The 23,419-nt window shown below is 71.4% G+C and carries 25 protein-coding genes and 3 pseudogenes; 10 read left to right on the top strand and 18 right to left on the bottom strand.

All coding sequences use genetic code 11. The features are described from left to right. Positions 1-87 precede the first annotated feature (87 nt). The gene (locus Q0R63_RS02735; RefSeq protein WP_295693626.1) at positions 88-351 is read right to left on the bottom strand and encodes a hypothetical protein; all 264 of its coding nucleotides are present in this window, start codon (positions 349-351) and stop codon (positions 88-90) included. A gap of 42 nt (positions 352-393) precedes the next feature. Here Q0R63_RS02735 and Q0R63_RS02730 point away from each other — a divergent pair, with 42 nt between their 5' ends. After that, positions 394-576, top strand: a complete 183-nt coding sequence (locus Q0R63_RS02730) for a hypothetical protein (protein WP_295693623.1) — start codon at positions 394-396, stop codon at positions 574-576. A gap of 857 nt (positions 577-1,433) precedes the next feature. Here the strand turns inward: Q0R63_RS02730 and Q0R63_RS02725 are convergent. The 10 genes and pseudogenes from Q0R63_RS02725 to Q0R63_RS02685 all read right to left on the bottom strand — a co-directional run. Next, complete coding sequence (locus Q0R63_RS02725) at positions 1,434-3,224, bottom strand: biotin carboxylase N-terminal domain-containing protein (RefSeq protein ID WP_295693620.1); 1,791 nt, start codon at positions 3,222-3,224, stop codon at positions 1,434-1,436. Positions 3,225-3,274: 50 nt separating this feature from the next. Then, positions 3,275-4,339, bottom strand: a complete 1,065-nt coding sequence (locus Q0R63_RS02720; protein ID WP_366521069.1) for an NYN domain-containing protein — start codon at positions 4,337-4,339, stop codon at positions 3,275-3,277. A gap of 12 nt (positions 4,340-4,351) precedes the next feature. Further along, positions 4,352-5,088 (bottom strand): annotated as a pseudogene (locus Q0R63_RS02715) (DUF6390 family protein). Positions 5,089-5,105: 17 nt separating this feature from the next. Next, positions 5,106-5,870 (bottom strand): hydrogenase expression/formation protein HypE, encoded by a 765-nt coding sequence (hypE, locus tag Q0R63_RS02710; protein WP_366521068.1) that lies wholly within the window; start codon positions 5,868-5,870, stop codon positions 5,106-5,108. Positions 5,871-6,095: 225 nt separating this feature from the next. Then, complete coding sequence (gene hypD, locus Q0R63_RS02705) at positions 6,096-7,196, bottom strand: hydrogenase formation protein HypD (RefSeq protein WP_295693613.1); 1,101 nt, start codon at positions 7,194-7,196, stop codon at positions 6,096-6,098. After that, positions 7,193-7,477: a HypC/HybG/HupF family hydrogenase formation chaperone gene (locus Q0R63_RS02700; protein ID WP_295693610.1), complete on the bottom strand. Its 285-nt coding sequence runs from the start codon at positions 7,475-7,477 to the stop codon at positions 7,193-7,195. Before Q0R63_RS02700 ends, hypD begins: the two co-directional genes overlap by 4 nt. A gap of 61 nt (positions 7,478-7,538) precedes the next feature. Beyond that, the gene (locus Q0R63_RS02695) at positions 7,539-7,760 is read right to left on the bottom strand and encodes a HypC/HybG/HupF family hydrogenase formation chaperone (RefSeq protein ID WP_295693607.1); all 222 of its coding nucleotides are present in this window, start codon (positions 7,758-7,760) and stop codon (positions 7,539-7,541) included. Positions 7,761-7,797: 37 nt separating this feature from the next. Beyond that, positions 7,798-8,607 (bottom strand): hypothetical protein, encoded by an 810-nt coding sequence (locus Q0R63_RS02690; protein WP_295693604.1) that lies wholly within the window; start codon positions 8,605-8,607, stop codon positions 7,798-7,800. Between the two features lie 90 nt (positions 8,608-8,697). Then, positions 8,698-8,874: pseudogene (locus Q0R63_RS24480) on the bottom strand (hypothetical protein); the annotation flags it as partial. Between the two features lie 140 nt (positions 8,875-9,014). Further along, positions 9,015-10,280 (bottom strand): annotated as a pseudogene (locus tag Q0R63_RS02685) (Sua5/YciO/YrdC/YwlC family protein); the annotation flags it as partial. A gap of 213 nt (positions 10,281-10,493) precedes the next feature. Here Q0R63_RS02685 and Q0R63_RS02680 point away from each other — a divergent pair. Both Q0R63_RS02680 and hypB read left to right on the top strand, forming a co-directional pair. Continuing rightward, the gene (locus tag Q0R63_RS02680; protein ID WP_295693600.1) at positions 10,494-10,871 is read left to right on the top strand and encodes a hydrogenase maturation nickel metallochaperone HypA; all 378 of its coding nucleotides are present in this window, start codon (positions 10,494-10,496) and stop codon (positions 10,869-10,871) included. Between the two features lie 2 nt (positions 10,872-10,873). Next, positions 10,874-11,611: a hydrogenase nickel incorporation protein HypB gene (gene hypB, locus Q0R63_RS02675; protein WP_295693597.1), complete on the top strand. Its 738-nt coding sequence runs from the start codon at positions 10,874-10,876 to the stop codon at positions 11,609-11,611. On the opposite strand, the gene Q0R63_RS02670 is transcribed toward hypB, so the two are convergent. The 3 genes from Q0R63_RS02670 to Q0R63_RS02660 are packed head-to-tail and all read right to left on the bottom strand — an operon-like array spanning position 11,586 to position 15,348. Then, positions 11,586-13,844, bottom strand: coding sequence for a xanthine dehydrogenase family protein molybdopterin-binding subunit (locus tag Q0R63_RS02670; protein WP_295693594.1), 2,259 nt, complete (start codon positions 13,842-13,844; stop codon positions 11,586-11,588). The genes hypB and Q0R63_RS02670 overlap by 26 nt on opposite strands. Further along, positions 13,841-14,833, bottom strand: a complete 993-nt coding sequence (locus Q0R63_RS02665) for a xanthine dehydrogenase family protein subunit M (protein ID WP_295693592.1) — start codon at positions 14,831-14,833, stop codon at positions 13,841-13,843. Before Q0R63_RS02665 ends, Q0R63_RS02670 begins: the two co-directional genes overlap by 4 nt. Then, entirely contained in the window at positions 14,830-15,348 is a 519-nt protein-coding gene (locus Q0R63_RS02660; RefSeq protein WP_295693589.1) for a 2Fe-2S iron-sulfur cluster-binding protein, read from the bottom strand. The genes Q0R63_RS02665 and Q0R63_RS02660 overlap by 4 nt, the downstream gene beginning before the upstream one ends. Before the next feature lie 175 nt (positions 15,349-15,523). On the opposite strand from Q0R63_RS02660, the gene Q0R63_RS02655 reads away from it, so the two are divergent. From Q0R63_RS02655 to Q0R63_RS02635, 5 genes are all read left to right on the top strand, one after another. Continuing rightward, positions 15,524-16,225: a TetR family transcriptional regulator gene (locus tag Q0R63_RS02655; RefSeq protein WP_295693584.1), complete on the top strand. Its 702-nt coding sequence runs from the start codon at positions 15,524-15,526 to the stop codon at positions 16,223-16,225. Between the two features lie 50 nt (positions 16,226-16,275). After that, positions 16,276-17,121, top strand: a complete 846-nt coding sequence (locus tag Q0R63_RS02650; protein WP_295693581.1) for an aldo/keto reductase — start codon at positions 16,276-16,278, stop codon at positions 17,119-17,121. 120 nt (positions 17,122-17,241) lie between these two features. Next, a complete protein-coding gene (locus Q0R63_RS02645; protein WP_295693578.1) occupies positions 17,242-18,114 on the top strand; it encodes a phytanoyl-CoA dioxygenase family protein in 873 nt (290 codons plus the stop codon). Beyond that, positions 18,114-18,479, top strand: coding sequence for a hypothetical protein (locus Q0R63_RS02640; protein ID WP_295693576.1), 366 nt, complete (start codon positions 18,114-18,116; stop codon positions 18,477-18,479). Before Q0R63_RS02645 ends, Q0R63_RS02640 begins: the two co-directional genes overlap by 1 nt. Before the next feature lie 22 nt (positions 18,480-18,501). Then, positions 18,502-19,350, top strand: coding sequence for a tryptophan 2,3-dioxygenase family protein (locus Q0R63_RS02635; protein WP_295693572.1), 849 nt, complete (start codon positions 18,502-18,504; stop codon positions 19,348-19,350). 72 nt (positions 19,351-19,422) lie between these two features. On the opposite strand, the gene Q0R63_RS02630 is transcribed toward Q0R63_RS02635, so the two are convergent. Genes Q0R63_RS02630 through Q0R63_RS02620 form a run of 3 tightly spaced genes read right to left on the bottom strand, consistent with a single transcriptional unit; the run spans position 19,423 to position 21,659 of the window. Beyond that, the gene (locus tag Q0R63_RS02630) at positions 19,423-20,265 is read right to left on the bottom strand and encodes a siderophore-interacting protein (protein WP_295693570.1); all 843 of its coding nucleotides are present in this window, start codon (positions 20,263-20,265) and stop codon (positions 19,423-19,425) included. Between the two features lie 21 nt (positions 20,266-20,286). Next, positions 20,287-20,766, bottom strand: coding sequence for a SufE family protein (locus Q0R63_RS02625; RefSeq protein WP_295693567.1), 480 nt, complete (start codon positions 20,764-20,766; stop codon positions 20,287-20,289). After that, a complete protein-coding gene (locus Q0R63_RS02620) occupies positions 20,763-21,659 on the bottom strand; it encodes a sulfurtransferase (RefSeq protein WP_295693565.1) in 897 nt (298 codons plus the stop codon). The genes Q0R63_RS02625 and Q0R63_RS02620 overlap by 4 nt, the downstream gene beginning before the upstream one ends. A gap of 175 nt (positions 21,660-21,834) precedes the next feature. Here Q0R63_RS02620 and Q0R63_RS02615 point away from each other — a divergent pair, with 175 nt between their 5' ends. Continuing rightward, a complete protein-coding gene (locus Q0R63_RS02615) occupies positions 21,835-22,455 on the top strand; it encodes a hypothetical protein (protein ID WP_295693562.1) in 621 nt (206 codons plus the stop codon). Beyond that, positions 22,452-22,898, top strand: coding sequence for a type VI secretion system tube protein Hcp (locus tag Q0R63_RS02610; RefSeq protein WP_295693558.1), 447 nt, complete (start codon positions 22,452-22,454; stop codon positions 22,896-22,898). Before Q0R63_RS02615 ends, Q0R63_RS02610 begins: the two co-directional genes overlap by 4 nt. A gap of 73 nt (positions 22,899-22,971) precedes the next feature. On the opposite strand, the gene Q0R63_RS02605 is transcribed toward Q0R63_RS02610, so the two are convergent. Then, a complete protein-coding gene (locus Q0R63_RS02605) occupies positions 22,972-23,394 on the bottom strand; it encodes a MerR family DNA-binding transcriptional regulator (protein WP_295693555.1) in 423 nt (140 codons plus the stop codon). Positions 23,395-23,419: the final 25 nt, after the last annotated feature.

The following is a 23,419-nucleotide window of genomic DNA, read 5'->3' as shown; positions in this document are numbered from 1 at the left end:
TGTTGCGGTGAGATCCGCGTTCTGGAGGTGCGATGCCGGAATTGCCCGGATCTCACCGCAACACGTGGGTTCGGGGGTCAGGGGTCTTCAGGGGCGGTCGCCGGGAGCCGGGGGCTCGTCGCGACGGAGGTCGGGGTCGGTCTCGGGGGTGATCTCGGCGGACCAGCTCTCCTCGCGCGCCCAACGCTCGCGCCGGCCCCTGGAGATGGAGGCGCGCATCCGGCGGTAGATCGGCCAGGCGATCGCGGCGAGGACCAGGACGACGACGAGGTTGAACCAGCTGAAGCCTCCGTTGGACGCCACGGTCGGCAGGGACGCGAGGGCGGGAGCAGAGGTCAGCAGGTCGGCCATGGGAGGAGTTTAGGCGGCCCGGTCGCCGGTACCCTCGCGGTCATGAGCAGCCAGCCGCCGTCCGAGACCCCGGAGTCTGCGGAGGCCCCGGCTACCCCGGAGTCCCCAGCCGCCTCGGCGCCGTTCTTCGACCGGGTCCGGGACTTTCTCCTGGGGCACCCGGAGCACCCGGAGCACCCGGAGCACCCGGAGGACGCGGGCGGCGGTGCAGAACCGGGCAGCTGACCCGTTGTGTGCGCCGTTCCTGCCGGCGGCGGTGCACAACCGGGCAGCTGACCCGTTGTGTGCGCTCCGGGCCGGTCGGGCCTAGGGCGTGTCTCCAGTTTGAGTTGAGCCACAGGACCACAGCGCGCAGGACGACAGTGCGCAGGACCGCGCCGGCGCGGTAGGCAGGGCGAGCTTGTCGTAGCCAGTGGCCAAGGCCATGATCCCGGGTGCAAGACGACAAGCGTAGCGACGATCCACGGTTGGGGAAGCGCGTCGACGGGGGCGCTCACGGTCAGGACGTGACGACACCCGCGCCCACATCTTGACCTCGATGTCCGGCCCGAGGAGCATGGAGAGCCCGGGGGATCTGCACCACGAGGAGGTCCGATGAGGCTCGCCCGCCGAGGAGTGTGTCTCGTGACCACCCACCACTGGAGGAGAGAAACGCCTCCAGGAACCTCGGGCTACCGAGTTGCCCGCCATGTGGCCACCGCTCTGCACCACTACTAAGAGCTCAACTGCAGGCCAGGGCAACGCAGTCAAGACCTCTCCGATCAGGCGGGCGGGGTCTCGCATGGTGCGGCCGCCAATGTCGGATGCCACGGAACTGGCCCTGCCGCAGCTACGGCAGTGAGCAGCACGATCCCGACCACTTGGCGTTTCCAACGTCGGCGCAGGCCGACATGCCAGCTCTAGGAGGATGCTGTGGTGTCAAGCAGGAAGTCCCTGTCGTGCAGGACGAACATGCACCACCACTGGGAGGCCGCCCGGACCCCGGACGGCGCCCGCTACGAGCGCTGCGCCCGGTGCTTGAAGGAGCGTCCGGACGGTTTGAGCGCCGGCACGAAGGCGGGAATGGGGATCGGGGGCGGCGGCTAGGCGTCCTTGATCTCGGCCAGCACGGAGCCGCTGGTCACCGTGGCGCCGACCTCGGCGGTGAGGCCCGAGATGACGCCGGCCTTGTGGGCGGTGATCGGCTGCTCCATCTTCATCGCCTCGATGACGACCACCGTCTGGCCCGCCTCGACCGTGTCGCCGTCGGCGACCGAGACCTTGACCACGGTGCCCTGCATCGGCGCGGTCAGCGCGTCGCCCGACACCGCCGCGGCCGACGTCCGGCCACCGGATCGCCGCGGGGCCTTCTTCTTGCCGCCGGCCCCACCGCCGACGCCGCCGCCGAACGAGATCCCCCCGGGCAGGACGACCTCGAGCCGCTTGCCGCCGACCTCGACGACCACTCGGTGCCGCTCCTGCTCGTCCGCCGCGTCGGGAGCGTCGGCCGGCCCCCCGGCATACGCCTCGATCTGGTTGTCGAAGTCGGTCTCGATCCAGCGCGTGTGGATGGTGAAGGGTGCGTCGGCGTCGGCGGGTGCGAAGGCGGGGTCGCGCACCACGATGCGGTGGAAGGGCAGCACCGTGGGCATCCCCTCGACGACGAACTCGTCGAGGGCGCGGCGGGCGCGCTCGAGGGCCTCCTGCCGGGTGCGTCCGGTGACGATCAGCTTGGCGAGCATCGAGTCGAACGCCCCGCCGATCACATCGCCCTCGACCACGCCGGAGTCGACCCGCACGCCGGGACCCGAGGGCTGGAGGTAGCGCACCACGGTGCCCGGCGCGGGCAGGAAGCCGCGCCCAGCGTCCTCGCCGTTGATGCGGAACTCGATCGAGTGGGCGTGCGGCTCGGGGTCGTCGAAGCCGAGGGCCTCGCCGTTGGCGATCCGGAACTGCTGGCGGACGAGGTCGATTCCCGTGACCTCTTCGGAGACCGGGTGCTCGACCTGGAGGCGGGTGTTGACCTCGAGGAACGAGATGACACCGTCAGGTCCGACGAGGAACTCGCACGTCCCCGCGCCGGTGTAGCCCGCTTCGGAGAGGATCGCCTTCGAGGCGCGGACGAGCTCGGCGTGCTGGTGGTCGGTGAGGAAGGGCGCGGGGGCCTCCTCGACGAGCTTCTGGTTGCGCCGCTGCAGCGAGCAGTCGCGCGTCGAGACGACGACGACGGTGCCGTGAATGTCGGCGAGACACTGGGTCTCGACGTGGCGCGGGTGGTCGAGGAAGCGCTCGACGAAGCACTCGCCGCGACCGAAGGCCGTGACCGCCTCGCGGACGGCGGACTCGTAGAGGTCGGGGATCTCCTCGATCGTCCGGGCGACCTTGAGGCCGCGACCGCCCCCGCCGTATGCCGCCTTGATGGCGACGGGGAGGCCGTGCTCCTTCGCGAAGGCGACGACCTCGTCGGGACCCTCGACCGGGTCCTTCGTGCCGGGCACGAGCGGCGCACCGGCCTTCGTCGCGATGTGCCGGGCCTTGACCTTGTCGCCCAGCGAGTCGATGGCCTGCGGGCCCGGGCCGATCCAGATCAGCCCGGCGTCCAGCACGGCCTGGGCGAAGCCGGCGTTCTCGCTGAGGAAGCCGTAGCCGGGGTGGACCGCGTCGGCGCCGGACTGCTTGGCGATCTCGAGGATCTTGTCCTGGACGAGGTAGCTCTCGCCGGGGGTCGAGCCGCCGAGGGCGTAGGCCTCGTCGGCGACCCGGACGTGGAGGGCGTCGCGGTCGGGGTCGGCGTAGACGGCGACGGAGGCATAGCCCGCGTCCTTGCACGCGCGGGCGACACGGACGGCGATCTCGCCCCGGTTGGCGATCAGCACCTTGGAGATCTGCGGCATGGCTCGGAGCCTAGCGTCAGCCCGGTCGGATGGCGGTCGGAGGCCACCGGTCAGGCATGACCGCGGGGAAAGGCCTCCGCGACGGCGTCCCAGAAGCTCTCCCGCAGGTCACCGCGCGCCTCGTCGTTGATGTCGTAGACGCCGAGCCGGGCCGAGAGGTCGGTCAGCAGCGTCCGGTCGAGATCGCTCGGGATGTAGGGCTTCTCGCTGAGCAGGCCTGCGCGGTCGGCCGCGGTCGCGGTCGCGGCCCACGTCGCGACGACGCCGTGGCAGACCTCGTCGATGAGGTCGCGCTCGGCCGCGGTCAGCCCGGTCCGGTAGCCCGAGTCGCCGCCGCTGGAGCTGGAGTAGACGAGGGTCCGACCGGCGGCCGGTCCGGAGGGTGCGGGCGCCGCGGGCATGACCGGGTGGTGCGACGCGAGGGCCGGGACGCGGGGCTTGGGACGGGCGAGGTCGGCGGGCGTCGGGACGTCCGGTCGGGCCAGGACGGGACCGGCGTCGGGCTGCTGCTCACCGGCTGCCACTGAGACGGGAACCGTTGCGGGGAGGGGCTCCTCGGCCCGCTGTCGGACGTGCACCGTCTCATCGATGATCGTGGAGTCGATCGTGACGATGCCGTCGGACTCGCGGATGAGGTGGCTCGACACGGCGTAGGGCCTGCCGTTGGCGTCGGGCACGGCGAGGACGACGACCTGCACCCCGTGGCTCTGTGCCTCCTCGACGGCCTCGGTGAGGTCGTCGTCGCCCGACACGAGGTAGATGACGTCGACGACCCGTCCGCGGCCGTGGGAGGCGAGGTCGAGGCCGATCCGCAGGTCCACGCCCTTCTGCTCGCCGTTGGGTGAGGTGCGGCCGAGCCGCAGCTTGACGCGCGGGAGCATCCCGATGGCGTTCTGCTCCTGGCTCGGTCCGCCGGAGCCGCGCGTGCCGGCGTCGTACCAGTGGACGCGCAGGGCGGGCAGGCCGCTCAGGGTCTCGGCCTGGGCGATCAGCCGGGTGACGAGGTCGGGGTAGGAGATGACGACCGCGCTGCGCAGCGAGGTCCCGGTGACGCGGGTGGCGGCCGACGCGAGGAGGTATCCGACGTCGACGTAGATGGCGCAGTGGGACCGCATGGCCCCACTTTGTCACGACCCGGTCCGGACCCCGGTCGCCTCGCCGCCGAGCCCGACGGCCTCCCGCTGCTCATCCTCGAGCCGGTGGAGGCGGGCGACCTGGTCGGCGGTGAGGACGTCGCACACCCAGTCCCAGTGCAGTGCCACGACATCGCCGACGGCGGGGCGACAAGGAGGGTTCGGCCGTCGTCGGCCCACCTGGCCCGCTCGGTCACGGGGACGGGGGCGAGCCGCTGGCCGTCCCACGCCAGGGCGCTCGAGGTGACGCCCACGTGCTCGCCCTCGACGCGGGTCACCACCCCGGTGCGGATCCGGCAGCGGTCGAGAACGTGCACCGCCGGCCCGGGAGGCAGACCGGCACGGAGCATCGCTGCCCAGGGGTAGACCTCGAAGACCTGGTAGCTGTGGCGGGCGCGCGCCCGGCCGGCGGAGTCGCGCCAGGTGCCGCCGACCTGGTCCGCGAACCGCTCCTCGAGCCGTCGGACGAGGTCGGAAGGGGGGATCTGCTCGAGCCGGTCCGACCCGAGCCAGTAGCTCTCGACCACGTCGCGCGCCAGGGGGTCCGACGTCCCCAGCGCCTCGGCCAGGAACTCGAGATAGACCCAGGCACCCTCGAACTGCCGGGCCCGCCGCTCGATCTCGGTGACCACCCCCGCCAGCATCGCGCGGGCACCGACCGGGCCGCAGTAGCCCAGCTCGTTGGGCGGGTAGGCGTAGCGCGCGAACGTCCGTGCGCCCTCGTCCGACATCTCAGCAGATCCGTATCTCAGCAGATCCGCGGCAGCTGCTCGCCGATGGGCAGGTCGATGACGCGGGTGCCGCCGAGCCCGGTGCGAGCGACGACCATCCGCGGATGCTCCGGCACGCAGGTGCCGATGCGGCAGGCCCGGACCCCGAGCGGGTGCGAACGCATGGCCGCGAGCACCTCGTCGGCGCGGTCGGCCGGCACGATGGCGACGAGCTTGCCCTCGTTGGCCACCTGAAGCGGGTCGAGCCCGAGCAGCCCGCAGGCGTCCCGCACCTCGGGCGGGATCGGGAAGTCGCGCTCGACCACCTCGATGCCGACCCCCGACGCCTTGGCGATCTCGTTGAGCGTCGCCGACACCCCTCCCCGGGTGGGGTCCCGGAGGACCTTGATGTCGGCGCCGGTCGCGAGGATGTCGGCCACCAGGGAGTGCAGCGGCGCGGTGTCGCTCTCGATGCTCGTGCCGAACTCGATGCCCTCGCGGCAGCTCATCACGGCGATGCCGTGGACCCCGATGTCGCCGCTGATGAGGACGGCGTCACCGATCCGGGCGCGGGTCGGCCCGATGTCTATCCCGTCGGGGATCACGCCGATCCCCGCTGTGTTGATGTAGATGCCGTCGCCGCTGCCACTGTCGACGACCTTGGTGTCGCCGGTGACGAGCTGCACGCCCGCGACCTCGGCGGCCTTGCCGATGGCTATCGCGACGCGGGCGATGTCGGTCAGGGCCGTGCCCTCGGCGAGGATGAACGCCGTCGAGAGGTAGAGGGGGGTCGCGCCCGCCATCGCGAGGTCGTTGACGGTGCCGTTGACGGCGAGGTCGGGCGGCTCCGCCGAAGGCCGGCAGGAAGAGCTGCTCGATCAGCTCGGACGACATCGCGCCGCCGCCGCCGTGGCCCATGACGATCGTCGGGGTGTCCCGCAGGGGGAGCGGGCACGTCCAGCCCTCGACGTCGAGCACGTGGGCCCCGATGTCCCGTATGCCGTTCGGCCCGCCTGTCCGCTCGCCCATCAGCTCTGGACCAGCTCGAGGCGGCGGTAGGTGAAGTAGGCCGCGCACGCGCCCTCCGACGACACCATCGTCGCGCCGAGCGGGTTGCGCGGCGTGCAGTCCTTGCCGAAGGCGGCGCACTCGTGCGGCTTGATGAGACCCTGCAGGACCTCACCCGCCCGGCACAGCGAGGACTCCTCGGTATGGATATCGGTGACGGAGAACCTGCTCTCGGCGTCGAAGTCGGCATACCGCTCGGAAAGCTTCCACCCGCTCTGCGGGATCATGCCGATGCCTCGCCAGGTCCGGTCGGTGACCTCGAAGACGTCCCGGAGCATCGCCATCGCCGGGAGGTTGCCCTCGGCGGTGACGGCACGCGAGTAGGCGTTCTCGACCTCGTGGCGCCCCTGCTCGAGCTGGGTCACGGTCAGCCGGATCCCCTCGAGGATGTCGAGCGGCTCGAAACCGGTGACGACGATGGGCACGCGGTACCTCTCGGCCAGCGGCGGATACTCCGACGTGCCCATCACGCTGCACACGTGCCCAGCGGCGAGAAAGCCCTGCACCCGGCAGCTCGGCGACTCCATGATCGCGGCCATCGCCGGAGGGACGAGCACGTGGGAGACGAGCAGCGAGAAGTTGTGGATGCCGAGGCGGCGAGCCTGGTAGACCGTCATCGCGTTGGCGGGCGCCGTCGTCTCGAAGCCGATGCCGAAGAAGACCACCTGCCGGTCGGGGTTGTCGCGAGCGAGCTTGAGGGCGTCGAGAGGGGAGTAGACGACGCGGACGTCGCCGCCGGCGCTCTTGATGGAGAACAGGTCCTGGCCGCTGCCGGGCACCCGGAGCATGTCGCCGAAGGAGCAGAAGATGGCGCCCGGCTGCTCGGCGATCGCCAAGGCCTTGTCGATGATCTCCAGCGGGGTGACGCAGACGGGGCAGCCGGGGCCGTGGATCATCTCGATCCCCTCGGGGAGGAGCTGGTCGATGCCGTGGCGGATGATCGAGTGGGTCTGGCCGCCGCAGACCTCCATCAACGCCCACGGCCGGGTGGTGACCGCGTGGATCTGGTCGAGCAGCCTGCGAGCGAGGTCGGGGTTGCTGAACTCGTCGAGGTACTTCATGCCGGTGCTCCCGTCTGCCGGGCCGCCCGGGCGAACCCGTCGCCGAACTCCTCCTCGAGGATGCCGAGCCGTTCGAAGGTGGCGAGCGTCTCCTGGGCGGAGCGCTCGTCGAGCCGCTGGATCGCGAAACCGACGTGGACGATGACGTATTCGCCGATCTTCGCGTCGGGGACGTAGGCGAGGCAGACCTCCTTGCGCAGCCCCCCGAAGTCGACCTGCGCCATCGTCGTACCGTCCTTCTCCTCGACGGACAGGACTCGTCCCGGGACGGCCAGGCACATGGGCTTCTCCTTCTGTTCTCGGGCAGGGCTCTCGGGGAGGGTTCTCTCGGACGGTGGGTTCTCAGGTGGTGGCGGGCTCGGCCGGGGCAGGGAGCAGCCCGACGTCGCGCAGCAGGGCGAGGGTCTCGCCGGCCTCCTGGGCGTCGAGCTTCGTCAGGGCGAACCCGGCGTGGACGATCGTCCAGTCGCCGACCTCCAGGTCGGGTAGGTAGGTGAGCCGGATGACGCGGATCTCACGACGAAGTCGGCGTGCGCGAGCACGGCGCCGTCCTCCTGCTGCCATCGGTCGGTGATGCGTCCGGGTACGCCGAGGCACATGGTCAGGACCTTCCGTGTCGTGATGCGAGGAGTCTGGCACCGACCGCCACCTGGCCGAGGGACAGACCGCCGTCATTCGCCGGCACGAGCCGATGGGTCAGCACCTCGAAGCCACGGTCGGTCAGAGCGTCACGGACCAGGGTCACGAGCAGCCGGTTGACGAAGACGCCTCCGGAGAGCCCGATGGTCCGGACCCCTCGAGCCGTCGCCTGCTCCGCCGCGAGCCCGGTCGTCGCGGCTGCGAGGGCGACGTGGAACGACCACGCGAGCAGTCCGGTGGGGACCTCGTCGCGGACCGCCGCGACGAGGCCGCGGACGAGTGGATCGGGGTCGAGGCTCGGCAGGCCGGTCGTCGCGGAAACGACCACGGGCAGGGACAGGGGGACCTGCGTCGGGAGTGGGTCGGGCCGCTCGTGCCACCGCCGCGCTGCCACCTCGAGCTCGACGGCAGCCTGCGCCTCATAGCTGACCCTCGCGCGGACGCCGAGCAACGCGGCCACGACGTCGAACAGCCGGCCGACGCTGTTCGTGGGGACGATGCTCGTGCCGGATGCGAGCAGGGCCGGGAGAGCTCGCTTCTCGGTATCGGTGAGCGCCGGGTCGAGCGGGGTGCCGACCCAGTCCTCGCCGGCGGCGAGCACCGCCAGCGCAGCGGTGCGCACGGGGTTGCGCACGCCGGCGTCGGCGCCGGGGAGCCGGACGACCCCGAGGTGGCCGAGGCGGGTCGCGCTCAGGCCACGGTCACCGAGGAGGAGCAGCTCACCGCCCCATACCGACCGGTCGCAGCCGTAGCCCGTGCCGTCGTAGACCACACCCAGCACCGGGTCGTCGAGCCGCCCGTGCTCGGCGGCGAGCGACGCGAGGTGGGCGTGGTGGTGCTGGACTCCGTGGAGCGGGACCCCGAGCTCACGCGAGAGGTCACGGGCCCAGGCCCGGGACGCATACCCGGGGTGGAGGTCGGCCACCACGACCTCCGGTGTGCTGCGGTGGAACCGGAGCAGCTGGGCCGTCGCCCGTCCGTATGCCGTGCGGCTCTCGAGCGAGCCGAGGTCGCCGAGGTGCGCAGAGACGAAGGCCATCCCGTCACGGGCCAGCGCGAAGGTGTTCTTGACCTCGGCGCCGGCGGCGAGGACGACGCCCGACGCGGCGCCCAGGACGAGATCGGTGTCGTGGCCGAGGACGACCGGGAGGGGCGATATCCGCGGGAGCGACGGATGGGCAGCACCTCGCCCTCGTGCCAGGCGACGACCGAGTCCTCGCAGGGGACGGCGATCTCCCTGTCGTGGGTCAGGAAGAGGTCGGCGATCCCGCCGAGGCGGGCCACCGCTTCGGCGTCCTCGAAGCACAGCGGCTCGCCGGAGAGGTTGCCCGAGGTCATCACCAACGACTCGGGCGTGCCCGGGGAACCGTCGGGCAGGTCGGCGAAGAGGAGGTGGTGGAGCGGCGCGTAGGGCAGCAGGACGCCGAGGTCGTCGAGCCCGGGCGCGACGCACTCCGCGACGGGGGCCCCGGCCCGGCGCCGGAGGAGCACGATCGGGCGCTCGGACGAGGTCAGCAGGGTCTCGGCGCCGTCGACGTGGACGAGATCTGCCGCGGTGGCGAGGTCGCGGACCCTGACCGCGAACGGCTGGTCGGGTCGGTGCTTGCGGGCCCGCAGCACGGTCGCCGCCGTGCCCGAGGTCGCGTCGCAGACCAGGTGGTAGCCGCCGATGCCCTTGACCGCGACGATGGCTCCGTCCCGCAGGGCCGCGACGGTAGCGCGGACGGACTCCTCACTGCCGGAGGCGATCTCGGCCCCACGGGACGACAGGACCCGGAGCGTCGGCCCGCAGTCGTGGCAGGCGATGGGCTGGGCGTGGTGACGACGGTCGTGGGGGTCGGCATACTCCGCGGCAGAGGCGCCGCAGAGGGGGAAGGCGGCCATCGTGGTGGCCGGTCGGTCGTAGGGGAGGTCGCGGGTGATCGTGAACCGGGGGCCGCAGTTGGTGCAGGTGATGAACGGGTGCCGGTAGCGCCGGTCCTCCGGGTCGCGCATCTCCGCCAGGCAGTCGGCGCAGACGGCGGTGTCGGGCGGCACCATGGTCCGGGCGCCGGGCCCGGTCGTCGATGCGGTGATGGTGAATCCCGTTGTCTCCATGGGAGTGTCGTCGTCGTCGTCGAGGAGATCGAGGTCGACGGCCTCGACCGAGAGGATGCGGGCCAGGGGTGGTGCCTCCGACTCGAGTCGGCGGGCGAAGGCGTCGACGTGGTCGGCGTCGCCCCCGACCTCCATCACGACACAGGTGGCGTCGTTGCGACAGGTCCCCTCGAGGCCGAGCGCCTCGGCGAGCCGCAGGACGTGTGGCCGGAAGCCCACGCCCTGCACCACGCCCCGCACCACGATCCGACGTCGTCGGCGTAGGCGGGGCAGCCTCGACCCGGGCACGTCTGGGACGAGCACGTCACCCGTTGGGGTCAACCGGTCGGTGATCACCCGCACCCGCATACGCCCACCCTCCCACCGCCGGACCCGGCACTGGCCGTTTCCGGAGGCGCCGATAGTTGGCATTCGCCACCGGGCGCACCCGAGAGCCCGCGCTGACACGCGCACGTTTCTTGATCGAGATGCCCCAGAGCTGGAAAGTGGGGCCAACGCACGTCGACCATGGCGCGGAGGTGGCAGTCGAGCGGCCGCCGCAGAACCTCGAGGGGAGCGGCAGTGCATGAGCTCTCGTTGTGCTGCAGCATCTACGACATCGTCGGGAGAGCGCTGGCGTTGAGGCCCGGCCACTCCGTCGAGGCAGTCAACCTCCAGGTGGGACAGCTGCGTCAGGTCGTCCCGGAGTCGCTGGAGTTCTGCTGGGGGATGGTCACCCAGGACTCGCCGTTGGCGGGTTCGAGGCTGGTCATCGACCAGGTGCCGGTCGTCCTCGACTGCTTGTCGTGCGGCGAGAGCACGACCGCCGCGGACGTCTTCATGCTGACCTGCGGGTCGTGCGGCGGTGGCACCATCACGGTGCGGACCGGCGAGGAGTTCATGGTCACGTCCCTGGACGTCGTCGCCGACGACGTGGTCGCACCATCGGAGCGGAGCTGAGCATGGGGCGTTTCCACCGGCACGACGACCTGTCCGGCTACGCCACGGGCCCGGATCGGGTCATCGTCCTCGAGCGGATCTTCGGCGAGAACGACCGGGCCGCGGCAGCGAACCGCAGAGCCCTCGACGAGCACGGGATCCGCTGCGTCAACCTGATGTCCTCGCCCGGGGCCGGCAAGACGACCCTGCTCGTGCACACCTTGCGCGAGCTGGCGTCGCGAAACATCCGGGTCGGCGTCGTGGAGGGGGACATCGAGACCTCGATCGACGCCGACCGGCTCACGGGCCTCGGGGCCCAGGTGGTGCTGCTCAACACCGGTGCCGGGTTCGGTGGCGAGTGCCACCTCGATGCGCCGATGGTGGCGCGCGCCCTCGGTCAGCTCGACCTGGCCGGCCTCGACCTCGTGCTGGTCGAGAACGTCGGCAACCTCGTCTGCCCGGCGGAGTTCGACGTCGGCGCCCACGACTCGGTGATGGTCTACGCGATCACCGAGGGGGAGGAGAAGCCGCTGAAGTATCCCGTGATGTTCCGCTCCGTCTCCGTCGTCCTGATCAACAAGATGGATCTCCTGCCGCACCTCGACTTCGACCTGGACCTGTTCCGCCACAACGTCGCTCAGGTCAACCCGCACGCGCGTCTCATCGAGCTCAGCGCCCGGACCGGCGACGGTCTGGCGGCTTGGCACGACTGGCTCGCGCCCGGCCCGGGTGGCGTCAGGGGGCCACCCGGTCGAGGGTGAGCGGCAGGTCGGTGACCCGGCGCCCGGTGGCGTCGAACACGGCGTTCGCGATCGCGGCACCGACGCCGGTGATGCCCACCTCGCCGGCGCCGAGGACGCCGAGCGGCATCGTCGGGTCAGGGTCGTCGAGCAGGTGGATGTCGATGTGGGGGACGTCGGCGTGGGTGGGCACGTGGTACTCGGCGAGGCCGGCGTTCATGATCCGGCCGGTGCGTCCGTCGACGACCGTCTCCTCGGTGAGGGCCAGCCCGAGGCCCATGACGATGCCGCCGCGCAGCTGGCTCGCGGCCGTCTTGGCGTTGAGGACGGTGCCGATGTCGAAGGCACCGACCCAGCGGGTCACCCGGACCTCGCCGGTGTCGGCGTCGACCCGCACCTCGCAGAAGTGGGCTCCCGAGGCGGCCCTCACCCAGCGGCGCTGGTTCAGCAGGGTGGTGGCGATGAAGCGCACCGACGTGGCCGCGGCGCCGACCCCGACGTCCGAGCCCACCGACACCTCGACATCGCGTCCGACTCGGGTCAGGGTCTGCGCGAGCGACTCTCCGGGGCGCTGGTGGAGCTGGCTCACCGCGCGCCGCAGCTTCGCGGCCGACCGCAGCACGGCAGCGGCGATGCTGGCCGACTGGGTCGACCCACCGGCGTTGGGGGCGATGGGCAGGTCGCTGTCCCCGTAGTCGACGTGGACCGCGTCGAACGGGATCCCGAGCGCGTCGGCGACGACCTGCGCCTGGACCGTGGCCGTGCCCATCCCCATCTCCTGAAAACCGCAGCGCAGCAGGGCCGTGCCGTCTCGGCGGAGGAGCAGCGTGACGTTGGCGGGGAACTCCCAGGCGGGGTGGTAGGCAAGGGCCAAGCCGTGGCCGACGAGTTGGCTGCCGTCGCGCCGGCCGCCCGGGGTCCGGTCCGCCCAGCCGAACGCCTCGGCGCCGACGTGGAGGAGCTCGCGGATCCGTCGGTGCGAGAAGGCGCGATGGTGGAGCGCCGATGTCTCGGGCTCGTTGCGGAGGCGCAGCTCCAAGGGGTCGACACCGAGGTCGTGGGCGAGCTGGTCGACGGCGGACTCGAGCCCGAAGGAGCCGGTCGACTCACCGGGGGCCCGCATGAAGGTGTTGGGCACGAGGTCGAGGGTGACCATCGAGGTGACGAGCCGCACGTGGGGTGAGGCGTAGAGGTCGCCGCTGGCTCCGACGACCTGTTCGGGGCCGCCTCCCACCGGCGAGTTGCGCAGCACCGCCTCGTGGATGACGGACGTGAGGCGTCCGTCAGCGTCAGCGCCGAGAGCCACCCGCTGCCGGGTCGGGGTCCGCCCACCGACGACCCGGTTGACCGCCTCGCGGCTGAGCGCCATCCGCACCGGCCGCCCGGTGACCCGGGCCGCGAGGACGGTCAGGAGGGTCCCGGCCCAGACGCTGCCCTTGCCGCCGAAGCCGCCACCGACGAAGGGAGCGATGACCCGAACCGACTCGACGGGGACGTCGAAGCGCAGCGCGAGGTGCTTCCGGAACCAGTCGATGCCCTGGGTGGCGTCCCAGACGGTCACCCGGTCGCCGTCCCACACGGCAGTCGTCGCGTGCGGCTCGAGAGCGTTGTGGTTGTGGCCCGGCGTCGTGAAGTGAAGGTCGACGACATGGGCGGCCCGGCCGAGGGCGGCGTCGGCGTCACCCACCGATCCGACGAGCGTCGGCATGCCGAGCGACTGCTTGACGGGAGTCGCGCGTCCGGCCGCGGCCGCGGCGGCGAAGTCGATGGTGGCCGGGAGCGGCGCGTAGTCGACCTGGACGAGGGAGGCGGCATACTGCGCGGCCTCGAGCGACTCGGCGACCACGACGGCGACGGGTTGTCCGTCGAAGAAGACCTCGTCGGTGCCGAGGTAGTCGACCCTGGTGCCCCCGACCATCGTGCTCATGTCGAGGAGGCTGGGTCGGGCCGGTGAGGGCTTGAGGCGCGGGGTGTTGAGGTGGCTGAGCACGGTCAGGACGCCGGGATGGGCGCGCGCGGCCGCGTCGTCGATCGCCGTGATGCGGGCTCGGGCGATGGGCGCGTGGACCAGCCAGCCGTGGGCGAGGTCGGGCAGCTGGTACTCCGCCGAGAAGGTCGCCGTGCCCGTGGTCTTGGTCGGGCCGTCACGGCGGTCGACCGGACGTCCGACCCAGGGGCCGGACTCCGGGGCGTGCGGGCGGGGCCTGGAAGGAGCGGCCGGCCTGATGGCCGGGGCCGGGGTGGTCGTCGTCATGACGCGCTTCCGTCGGCTCGCAGCCGCCGCAGGGTGGCGACGATGGTGCGTCGGGCGAGCTGGACCTTGAAGGCGTTGTCCGGCAACGACTTCGCGGGAGCGAGCTCTGCGGCGGCTGCAGCCTCGAAGACCTCGTCGGTGGGCGCTGCACCGACCAGCACCAGCTCGGCGGCGTGCGCCCGCCATGGGGTCGTGGCGACGCCGCCGAGACCGAGACGGGCCTGGCGGATCTGGCCGTCGTGGACGTCGAGCAGCGCGGCGACGGAGACGAGCGCGAAGGCGTACGAGGCGCGGTCGCGCACCTTGCGGTAGCGGGCCACGCCGAGGCTCGGGGGTGGGAGGAGGACCGCGGTGACGAGCTCGTCGGCCTGTGTCACGGTCTCGAGGTGGGGGGTCTCACCCGGGGCCAGGTGGAAGTCACCCATCGCCACCTGCCGTGTGCCGCGAGGCCCGGTCAGCTCGACCTGCGCCTCGAGGGCCGTGAGGGCCACCGCCATGTCGGAGGGGTGGACGGCGATGCAGTGGTCGCTGGTCCCCAGCACGGCGGTCGAGCGGCCGATGCCCTCGAGCGCGCCACAGCCGGAACCGGGTTCGCGCTTGTTGCACGGGCTCTCGCGGTCGACGAAGTAGGGGCAGCGGGTGCGCTGGTGGAGGTTGCCACCGACGGTCGCCATGTTGCGCAGCTGACCCGACGCGCCGGCGAGGACGGCCTGGGCGAGCAGGGGGTAGCGGGTGCGGACGAGGTGGTCGTCGGCGAGGTCGCTGTTGCGCGTCGTCGCGCCGATGCGCAGCCCGCCGCCCAGTGCCGTGTCGATGCCGGCAAGGGGGAGCGCGGTCGTGTCGACGAGGGTGTCGGGACGCTCGACGCCCTGCCGGATGAGGTCGATGAGATTGGTGCCGCCCCCGAGGAATCGGGCCGCGGGTCGCTCGGCCACGAGGGTGAGCACCTCGGCGACGTCGAGCGGGCGGACGTAGTCGACGGGCCTCATGCCGGCACCGGGGTCAGAGCGGGCGCCATCTCGGCCATCGCGGGCGCCGTGTCGACGATGGCCTCGACGATGCCGTTGTAGGCACCACAGCGGCAGAGATTGCCGCTCATCCGCTCGCGGATCTCCTCGGGAGTGAGGTCCGGCGTTGTGGTGACGTCGTCGGTGACGACGCTCGCGGCGCCGTGCCGATGCTCGGCCACCATGCCGATCGCCGAGCAGATCTGGCCCGGGGTGCAGTAGCCGCACTGCAACCCGTCCCTGCGGACGAACGCGGCCTGCAGCGGGTGTGGTCCGACTCCCTCGATGGTCGTCACCTCGCGGCCCTCGACCTGCATCGCGAGCGTGAGGCACGCAAGGACCCGGCGACCGTCGACGAGCACGGTGCAGGCGCCGCAGGCCCCCTGGTTGCAGCCCTTCTTGGTCCCGGTGAGGTGGAGGTGCTCGCGCAGGGCGTCGAGGAGGCTGACCCGCGGCTCGAGATCGAGGGTCGTCGGCGCATCGTTGACGACGAGCATGACCGGGCGGGGCGGGGGTGGGGCCGGCTGGGTGGGAGGTGGGACTGGACGGGTGGGAGGTGGGACTGGGCGGGTGGGAGGTGGGCGGTCCATCGGGTCTCCAATTAACGCAACGACGTTCTGTTGGGATGCGGGTACGGTAACGCAATAGCATTGCGATAGACAAGGGGCAAGGGTGACCGACTCGCGGAGCGAGGTGACGACCGGCTCGGGGACGACCGTCGTGCCGTTCGTGCGGGCGCGCACACCCGAGCACAAGGCCCTGCGCCGCGAGGCGATCCTCGACGCCGCGCGGGCGCTGGCGCTCGATCGAGGCGTCCGGGGAGTCACCCTCGGTGACCTCGCCGACGAGGTCGGCCTCGCGAAGTCCAACGTCGTGCGCTATTTCGGCACCCGGGAGGAGATCTTCGTCGAGCTGAGCACCCGGGAGTCCGTGGTGGTGCGTGACGTCCTCCTCCGACGGCTCGAGGATGCCTCTCCCGCAACGGTTCCCACGATCGTGGCGACCACGATTGCGGAGCACGAGCTCTTCTGCGAGCTCGTCAGCCAGCTCACGACGCACCTCGAGCACCACGTCTCGTTCGGCGCGGCCGAGCGGCTCAAGCTCGGTATGCACGCGGTCGTCGCCGACCTGATCGAGGCGCTGGTGCGGGTGTGCCCCGGGCTGTCGGCCGACGGGGCCGCGCTCTTCGTCAACGCCGCGACCCTCGTCACGAGTGGCCTCTGGGCGGCCTCGCGGCCCTCGGACACCCTCCGCGAGGTGTATGCCGCGCACCCCGAGCTTCCGCAGCTGGACACCGGCATCGCTTCGCAGGTCGAGCAGATCCTCGCGGCCCTGCTGCGCGGACTGCTGGCCGACCCGGCGCCCACCGCATAGGGGCCGCACCCGTGGGCCTTCCGCCAGCCGACACGGCATACGGTAGGCGCATGAATTCTGTCCCCACCATCCCCCTGACCACCCCTTCCGGCCACCACGACATCCCGCAGCTCGGGTTCGGTGTCTGGCAGGTCGACGACGAGGAGGCGACGCCCGCCGTCGCGGAGGCGCTGAAGGTCGGCTACCGCCACATCGACAGCGCGAAGGCCTACGAGAACGAGGCGGGCGTCGGCCGCGCCCTGGCCGAGAGCGACGTCCCGACGTCCGAGGTGTTCGTCACGACCAAGCTCTGGAACTCCGACCAGGGCTACGACAGCACGCTGACGGCGTTCGACGGCTCGATGAAGCGGCTCGGCCTCGAGGTGCTCGACCTCTACCTCATCCACTGGCCGGTCCCGAAGAAGGACGCATTCGTCGACACGTGGAAGGCGTTCCAGAAGCTGCGTGACGAGGGTCGGGTCACGGCCATCGGGGTCTGCAACTTCCAGGTCCCCCACCTCCAGCGTCTCCTCGACGAGACCGGCGAGCTGCCCTCGATCAACCAGATCGAGCTGCACCCGCACCTCGTCCAGCAGGAGCTGCGCGACTTCCACGCGAAGCACGGCATCGTCACCGAGGACTGGAGCCCGCTCGCGTCCGGTGGCGACGTGCTGAAGGACCCGGTCATCGCCGGGATCGCCGAGGCGCACGGTGTCACAGCCGCGCAGGCGATCCTGCGCTGGCACCTGCAGCTCGGCAACGTCGTCATCCCCAAGTCGGTCACGCCGAGCCGGATCGCCGAGAACTTCGATGTCTTCGGCTTCGAGCTCACCGCCGACGAGGTCACGTCGATCACCGCGCTGGACAAGGGTTTTCGCACCGGACCCGACCCGGACGAGTTCAACCTCGGCGCGTAGGGCCCACGCGCCGCAGGTATCGGGTGGAGATGACCACGTCAGGGCGAGGTCATCTCCACCCGATCCCGACCGGACCTGCCGACTGCCCGGCGGTTCGGATGTGCCCGTAGGTTCGAGGTCATGATCGTCGATCGCAAGCACCTTCTCTCCTCGGTGGAGATGGCCCACTTCGTCGCCCACGGCAGCCTCGCCCTCGAGGGTGTGGTGCCCGACGTGCTCAACGACCGCGACATCGCCGTGCTCGAGACCGGTCTGCCGGCCCACCCCTACGGCACGCCGCTCGACACGGTCTTCCCCGCGGGGACCTTCGTGCGGGACCTGCTCGACCTGCCGACCGTCGCCGGCGCGGTCCAGAGCCTCGTGGGCCCGCACCCCGCCATCGACCACCACGCCGTCCACGTCCGGCCGCCCCACGGCGGCGAGGCCCAGCCCATGCACGCCGACGCGGTGCTCGACACCCGGGTCGACGCCTTCGACGTGCAGCTCATGTACTACCCCCGGGCGGTGACCCTCGAGCAGGGCGGGACGCTGAGCGTGCCCGGGACACACCTGCGTCGGATCAACGAGTCCGCCATCGGGCGTTACCAGAACCTCGTCGGCCAGACCCGGTTGGTGTGTACGGCCGGAACCGTCGTCCTGCTGCACCACGGGATCTGGCACGGTGGTCGGCGCAACGACTCCGACGTCCCGCGCTACATGTTCAAGATCCGCTTCAACCCCACCGTCCGCCAGCTGCGACTGTGGAACACCGACGACATCGACGACCCCGCGGTGCGCGCCGAGCTCAGCACGGCCCTGCCGTGGGCGACGGGACCGGAGGGACGCCTCGAGCTGGTCAACCGGGCGAGGCTGTGGCGAGAGCTCACGGGGGACGCCGACTTCGACATCGACTACTACCTCACCCGTGAGCAGCTGCGACCGCAGCTGATCGCGCCCGGTGCCACCGACACCCGGCTCGGCGGCGGCCGGGCGGCCGACGGGTGGGGACTCTGATGACCGGCGCCCCTCAGCCCACCGACAGCGATACCGACAGCCGGACCGACGGCGTTGCCGACTCGTTCTCGACCCCCTCGGCCACTCCGCACCTGCGCCAGCAGCTGCTCATCCTCTACCTCGCGACGTCGTCCCTCGACTCCGCCGTGGCGGGCTGGACCCGCTACGACGGCACCGGCCGCTCGGCGCCCACGATGGGGGACGGCGACGAACCGCCAAACGCCACAGGGCTGGACGCGCTGCTGGCGGGCTGGCGCCTGATCCAGATGTCGCAGCTCATGCCACCCGCCCGGGGCGCGGAGTACGACGTCTCCTACCTCCCCCACGAGTTCCTCTTCGAGCGGCTGGTCGACATCGGGAGCTGACCCCACGGCATACCCTCGGCGCATGGCGACCAACGAGCGGGCGATCGAGCCCGAGGTGCAGCGCGACTTCAGCCGGAGCATGTCCTACGGCGACTACCTCGGGCTCGACCAGCTCCTGACGGCGCAGCGGCCCCGGAGCGAGCCACCACAGCACGACGAGCTGCTCTTTATCATTCAGCACCAGACCTCGGAGCTGTGGCTCAAGCTCATGCTGCACGAGCTGCGTTCCGCCAGAGGCCTGCTCACGACCGATGAGCTCGCGCCGGCGCTCAAGCGGTTGGCCCGGGTCAAGCGGATCCAGGAGGTGCTCACCGAGCAGTGGTCGGTGCTCGCGACGCTGACTCCGAGCGAGTACGCCGAGATCCGGCCGTTCCTCGCGACCAGCAGCGGCTTCCAGTCGTGGCAGTACCGCGCGGTGGAGTTCCTGCTCGGCAACAAGAACGCCGACATGCTCACCGTCTTCGATCACGACCCCGCCGCCCGTGAGCTGCTCTCCGGGCTGCTCGTCGAGCCCAGCCTCTACGACGAGTTCCTGCGCTACCTCTCCCGTCATGGGTATGCCGTGCCCGCAGACCTCGTCGAGCGCGACTGGTCGAGGTCGCACACCCTCGACGAGCGGATGGTCGCGGTCTACGCGCAGGTGTATGCCGCGCCCGCCGACCACTGGGGCGTCTACGAGACCTGCGAGGAGCTCGTCGACCTCGAGGACAACATGCAGCTGTGGCGCTTCCGCCACCTCAAGGTCGTCGAGCGCGTCATCGGCCACAAGCGGGGGAGCGGCGGCTCGAGCGGCGTCGACTTCCTGCGTCGCGCGCTCGACCTCACCTTCTTTCCCGAGCTCTATGCCGTGCGCGGCCAGATCGGCGGCTGACGGGCTCTCAGACCGTTGCGTCCGCGCCAACGCGACACCGGTGTGCCGTTCGCGCGGACGCAAGGGGTTGGGCTAGAGGACCTGGCCGACCGGCTCGCGCTTCTCGGCCTGGAAACGGTCCTCGGTGCGGCCGCGCGCCCAGTAGCCCGAGAGCGACAGGTCGGCCCGGGGTATGCCGCGTCGGTTCAGCAGCTCGTCGCGCAGCGCCTTCATCGACTCGCGCTCGCCGTGGGCGAAGACATGGACCCGCCCGGTCCGCCACTCGAGGGCGGCGACCGCGTCGGCCAGCAGCGTCGTGCCGGTGCCGTCCGTCGTCCCGGTGTCGTCCCGGTGCAGCCACCTGACCTCGACCCCCTGTGGTGCAACGAGATCCAGCTCGTCGTCGGGTCCGTCGCACTCGAGCAGGGCGACCCCACTGGCGCCCTCGGGAAGCACCTCCAGGGCAGCGGCCACCGCCGGGGTCGCCGACTCGTCGCCGACCAACAGGTGCCAGTCGGCGGTGGGGTCCGGGGCGTAGCCACCGCCCGGGCCGGAGAACACCAGCCGGTCGCCGGGCTGCGCCGCCGCCGCCCAGGGGCCCGCGACGCCCTCGTCGCCGTGGACGACGACGTCGATGGCCAGCTCGCTGGCTGCGGCGTCGAACCGGCGCACGGTGTAGGTCCGGGTCACCGGCAGGTCGTCCGGAGCCAGCGTCGACCGCAGGGCCGCGAGATCGTAGGGCGGCTCGAGTCCGAGCTCCGGCCTGGCGAAGAGGATCTTGACGTAGGCGTCGGTGGAAGCGTTGGGGGAGAACGCCGCCAGGCCCGGGCCGCCGGCATGCACCCGCACGAGGTGCGGGGTCAGGCGCTCGGTGCGGACCACCTCGATGACGGTCTGGGGGCGGGCCGTGCGGGCGGGCGGGGCAGCTGCGGTCATAGTGGTAAGGGTACCCTTACTTCAGGCGGTCACCGACTTCAGCCGCACCTGCCGCTTGATCCGGCCGAGCATCGCCACCATGCCACGCAGCCGCAGCGGCGAGACGGCCTCGGCGAGCCCGAAGCGGTAGGGAGCGTCGTCCGGCACGGCGAGGACCTCGGCGGCGGTCAGTCCGTCGAGCCCCTCGTGGAGGATGCCCGCGAAGCCACGCGTCGTCGGGGCCTCGGGCGGCGCCTGGAAGAAGATGCTCACCGGGCGGTCGTCGGGCGAGCCGCCGGCGGCGGCGTCGCCCACCTCGACGACGAGGAACAGCGGTGACTGGCACTCGTCCACGCGCTCCAGCAGCTCGGCGTGCCCGGCATACCGCTCCGGCAGTGGCGGGAGGTCGTCACTGAACTCCAGCAGCAGCTGCAGCCGCTCGCGGGCCGTGACCGCCGCGAAGTCCTCGGCGATCTCGGCCAGGGCGGGCGGTAGCGGGGTGCTGGTCTCCGGGGTGCTCATTTCTCGGGCGCCCCCTTCTCGACGGGGACGCGCACGGCGTTGCCCCACTCGGTCCACGAGCCGTCGTAGTTGCGGACGTGCTCGAAGCCGAGCAGGTGCGTGAGCACGAACCAGGTGTGGGAGGAGCGCTCGCCGATGCGGCAGTAGGCGACGACGTCGTCCTCGGGGGAGAGGCCCTGCTCGACCTGGTAGAGCGCCTCGAGGTCGGCCCGCGACCTGAAGGTCCCGTCCTCGTTGGCCGCCTTCGCCCACGGCACGCTCCGGGCGCCGGGGATGTGCCCGCCGCGCATCGCGCCCTCCTGGGGGTAGTCGGGCATGTGCAGCAGCTCGCCGGAGTACTCGCCGGGGGAGCGGACATCGACGAGGGGCTTGCCGAGGTGGGCGAGCACGTCGTCCTTGAAGGCGCGGATCGGCGCGTCGTCGCGCTCGACGACGGGGTAGTCCACCGGCGTCGGGGTCGGCACGTCACGGGTCATCTCGCGGCCCTCGGCGACCCACTTCGCGCGCCCGCCGTCGACCAGCCGGACGTCCTCGTGGCCGAAGAGACTGAACACCCACAGGGCGTAGGCCGCCCACCAGTTGCTCTTGTCTCCGTAGATGACGACGGTGGTGTCGCGGCCGATGCCGCGGGCACCGAGCACCTCAGCGAAGCGCGCCCCGTCGACGTAGTCGCGGGTCACGTCGTCGTTGAGGTCGGTATGCCAGTCGACCTTGACGGCGCCCGGGATGTGGCCGGTGTCATAGAGCAGGACGTCCTCGTCGGACTCGACCAGGACGATGCCGCCAGGGGTGCCGACGGTTCCTGCCTCGATCTGGGACGCCAGCCACGCGGTCGTCACGAGCCGCTCCGGGTGGGCGTAGTCGGAGATCGTGCTGTCTGCTGCGGTGGTCATGCGGAGCACCTCGTCGTCGTCTGTGGTGGCCGGGTCGTCGCGGCCGTGGGTGGTGATCGAGCTGGGGAACCAGCCTCGCACGCTGGCTGGGGCGCCCCGGCTCCGGCCTCTATGCAGCGCGCCGATCGAGGTCTAGCGTGTGCCTTCACAACCCGGCTCTTCGAAGGGACCAGACATGGCCTTCAGCACGCGTCGGTCCGTCCTCGCCTCCGCGGCCGTCGGTGCCGCCGCCACGGCGGCGGGCGTCGTAGCCGCAAGTCCTGCCCGGGCGACGACGGGGTCCGTGACCTCCGGTGGGACGACGCGAATATCGTTGTCGGGCAGCGGACTTCGCCGCATCGACGCCCCGGCCGCTGCCCGACCCGGGGCGGTCCAGCACCTCGTGGCACGAGCCGGGGAGCGCTCCGTCGTCACCGCGACAGTGACGACGTCCGGCGGTGGCACGGGCACCTTGCACTCCGACGTGGTGCGACTGCACGACCGCGGGCAGCCCCCCCACGGCGGCACGGCCTCGACGCTGGAGCAGCATCTCTTCACCCTCCCCGGCGGGACGCTGGTCGGGTCCGGGACGGTCGACCTGCAGGGGCACGGCGTCTTCGCCGTCATCGGCGGCACCGGCCGGTATGCCGGGTGCAGCGGCAGCTACGTCGCTCACCAGCAGCGGGTCGACCTCGGAGGTGACGGGTCGGCGCGCTACGAGATCGTCCTCGACGGGTGGGCTCCCTCCGCTTGGGACACCGTTTCTGACACCGCTCCCGCCACCGACAGCACCACTGATCGAGAGACCACCCGATGAGCATCAGCATGTACCTGAAGATCCCGGGAGTCACCGGTGGATCGACCGACGTCGGCTTCGTCGGAGCCCTCACGGTGCTGGCGTTCTCCTGGGGGGCGTCGAACCCGACCGTCGTCGTCGGGGGTGGTGGTGGCGCCAAGCCGGCCATCCAGGACCTGTCCTTCACCAGCTACGTCGACACCGCGACCGCTCCGCTGACCCAGAAGATGCTCGGAGGCTTGACCAGCACCTCTGCGGTCCTCACCCTCGTGACTCCCACGACGGGTGGAGGGACCACGAACGACGTTTACACCCTCACCACGGTGCTCGTCAGCTCGGTCAGCCTCGGCGGCTCCGGCGGCGAGGACCGGCTCACCGTCAACTACTCGCTCAACTTCGGCCTGCTCAACTTCCTCATCTCGGGGAAGCGGGTCACCTGGAACCTCACGACCAACACGCCCTGATCCAGCCCCTCGTGCCGGGGTGCCCCGACGAGCGCCGAGCGTGCCCCAACGAGTGCCGAGGGGGCGCTGGCCGTCAGCCCAGCCAGGCGAGGTCCGCCCGGCATCGCTCCTCGAAGGTGGCCAGCTCGGCGAGTGCCTCGTCGAGGTCGCGTCGACGCTGCTCGAGGTCGGTGCGCCGGTCGTCGATCTGGCCGAGGACGTACTCGAGCTGGGACGACCGACCGCGGGGGGCGTCGTAGAGGTCGATGATCGTGCGGATCTCCTCGAGCGGGAAGCCGAGTCGCTTGCCGCGCAGGATGAGATTGAGGCGGGTGCGGTCGCGGCGGTGGTAGACCCGCTGCGTGCCGCGGCGCTCGGGGGAGAGCAGGCCGAGCTCCTCGTAGTGCCGCACGGTGCGATGGGTGATGTCGAAGTCGTCCGCGATCTCGGCGATGGTCCAGGTCGTGCCGCTCGTGCTGCTCCTGCTGCTCGTGCTGGTGACACCCACGCTCGCCATACTGGCGAGTATCGTTTACGTTTAC

Origin of the sequence: Lapillicoccus sp., assembly GCF_025353065.1 — a bacterium.
Taxonomy (GTDB): Bacteria; Actinomycetota; Actinomycetes; order Actinomycetales; family Dermatophilaceae; genus Lapillicoccus.
The sequence above is the reverse complement of the archived record's forward strand: the minus strand, read 5'-3'. Positions and strand labels throughout refer to the sequence as shown.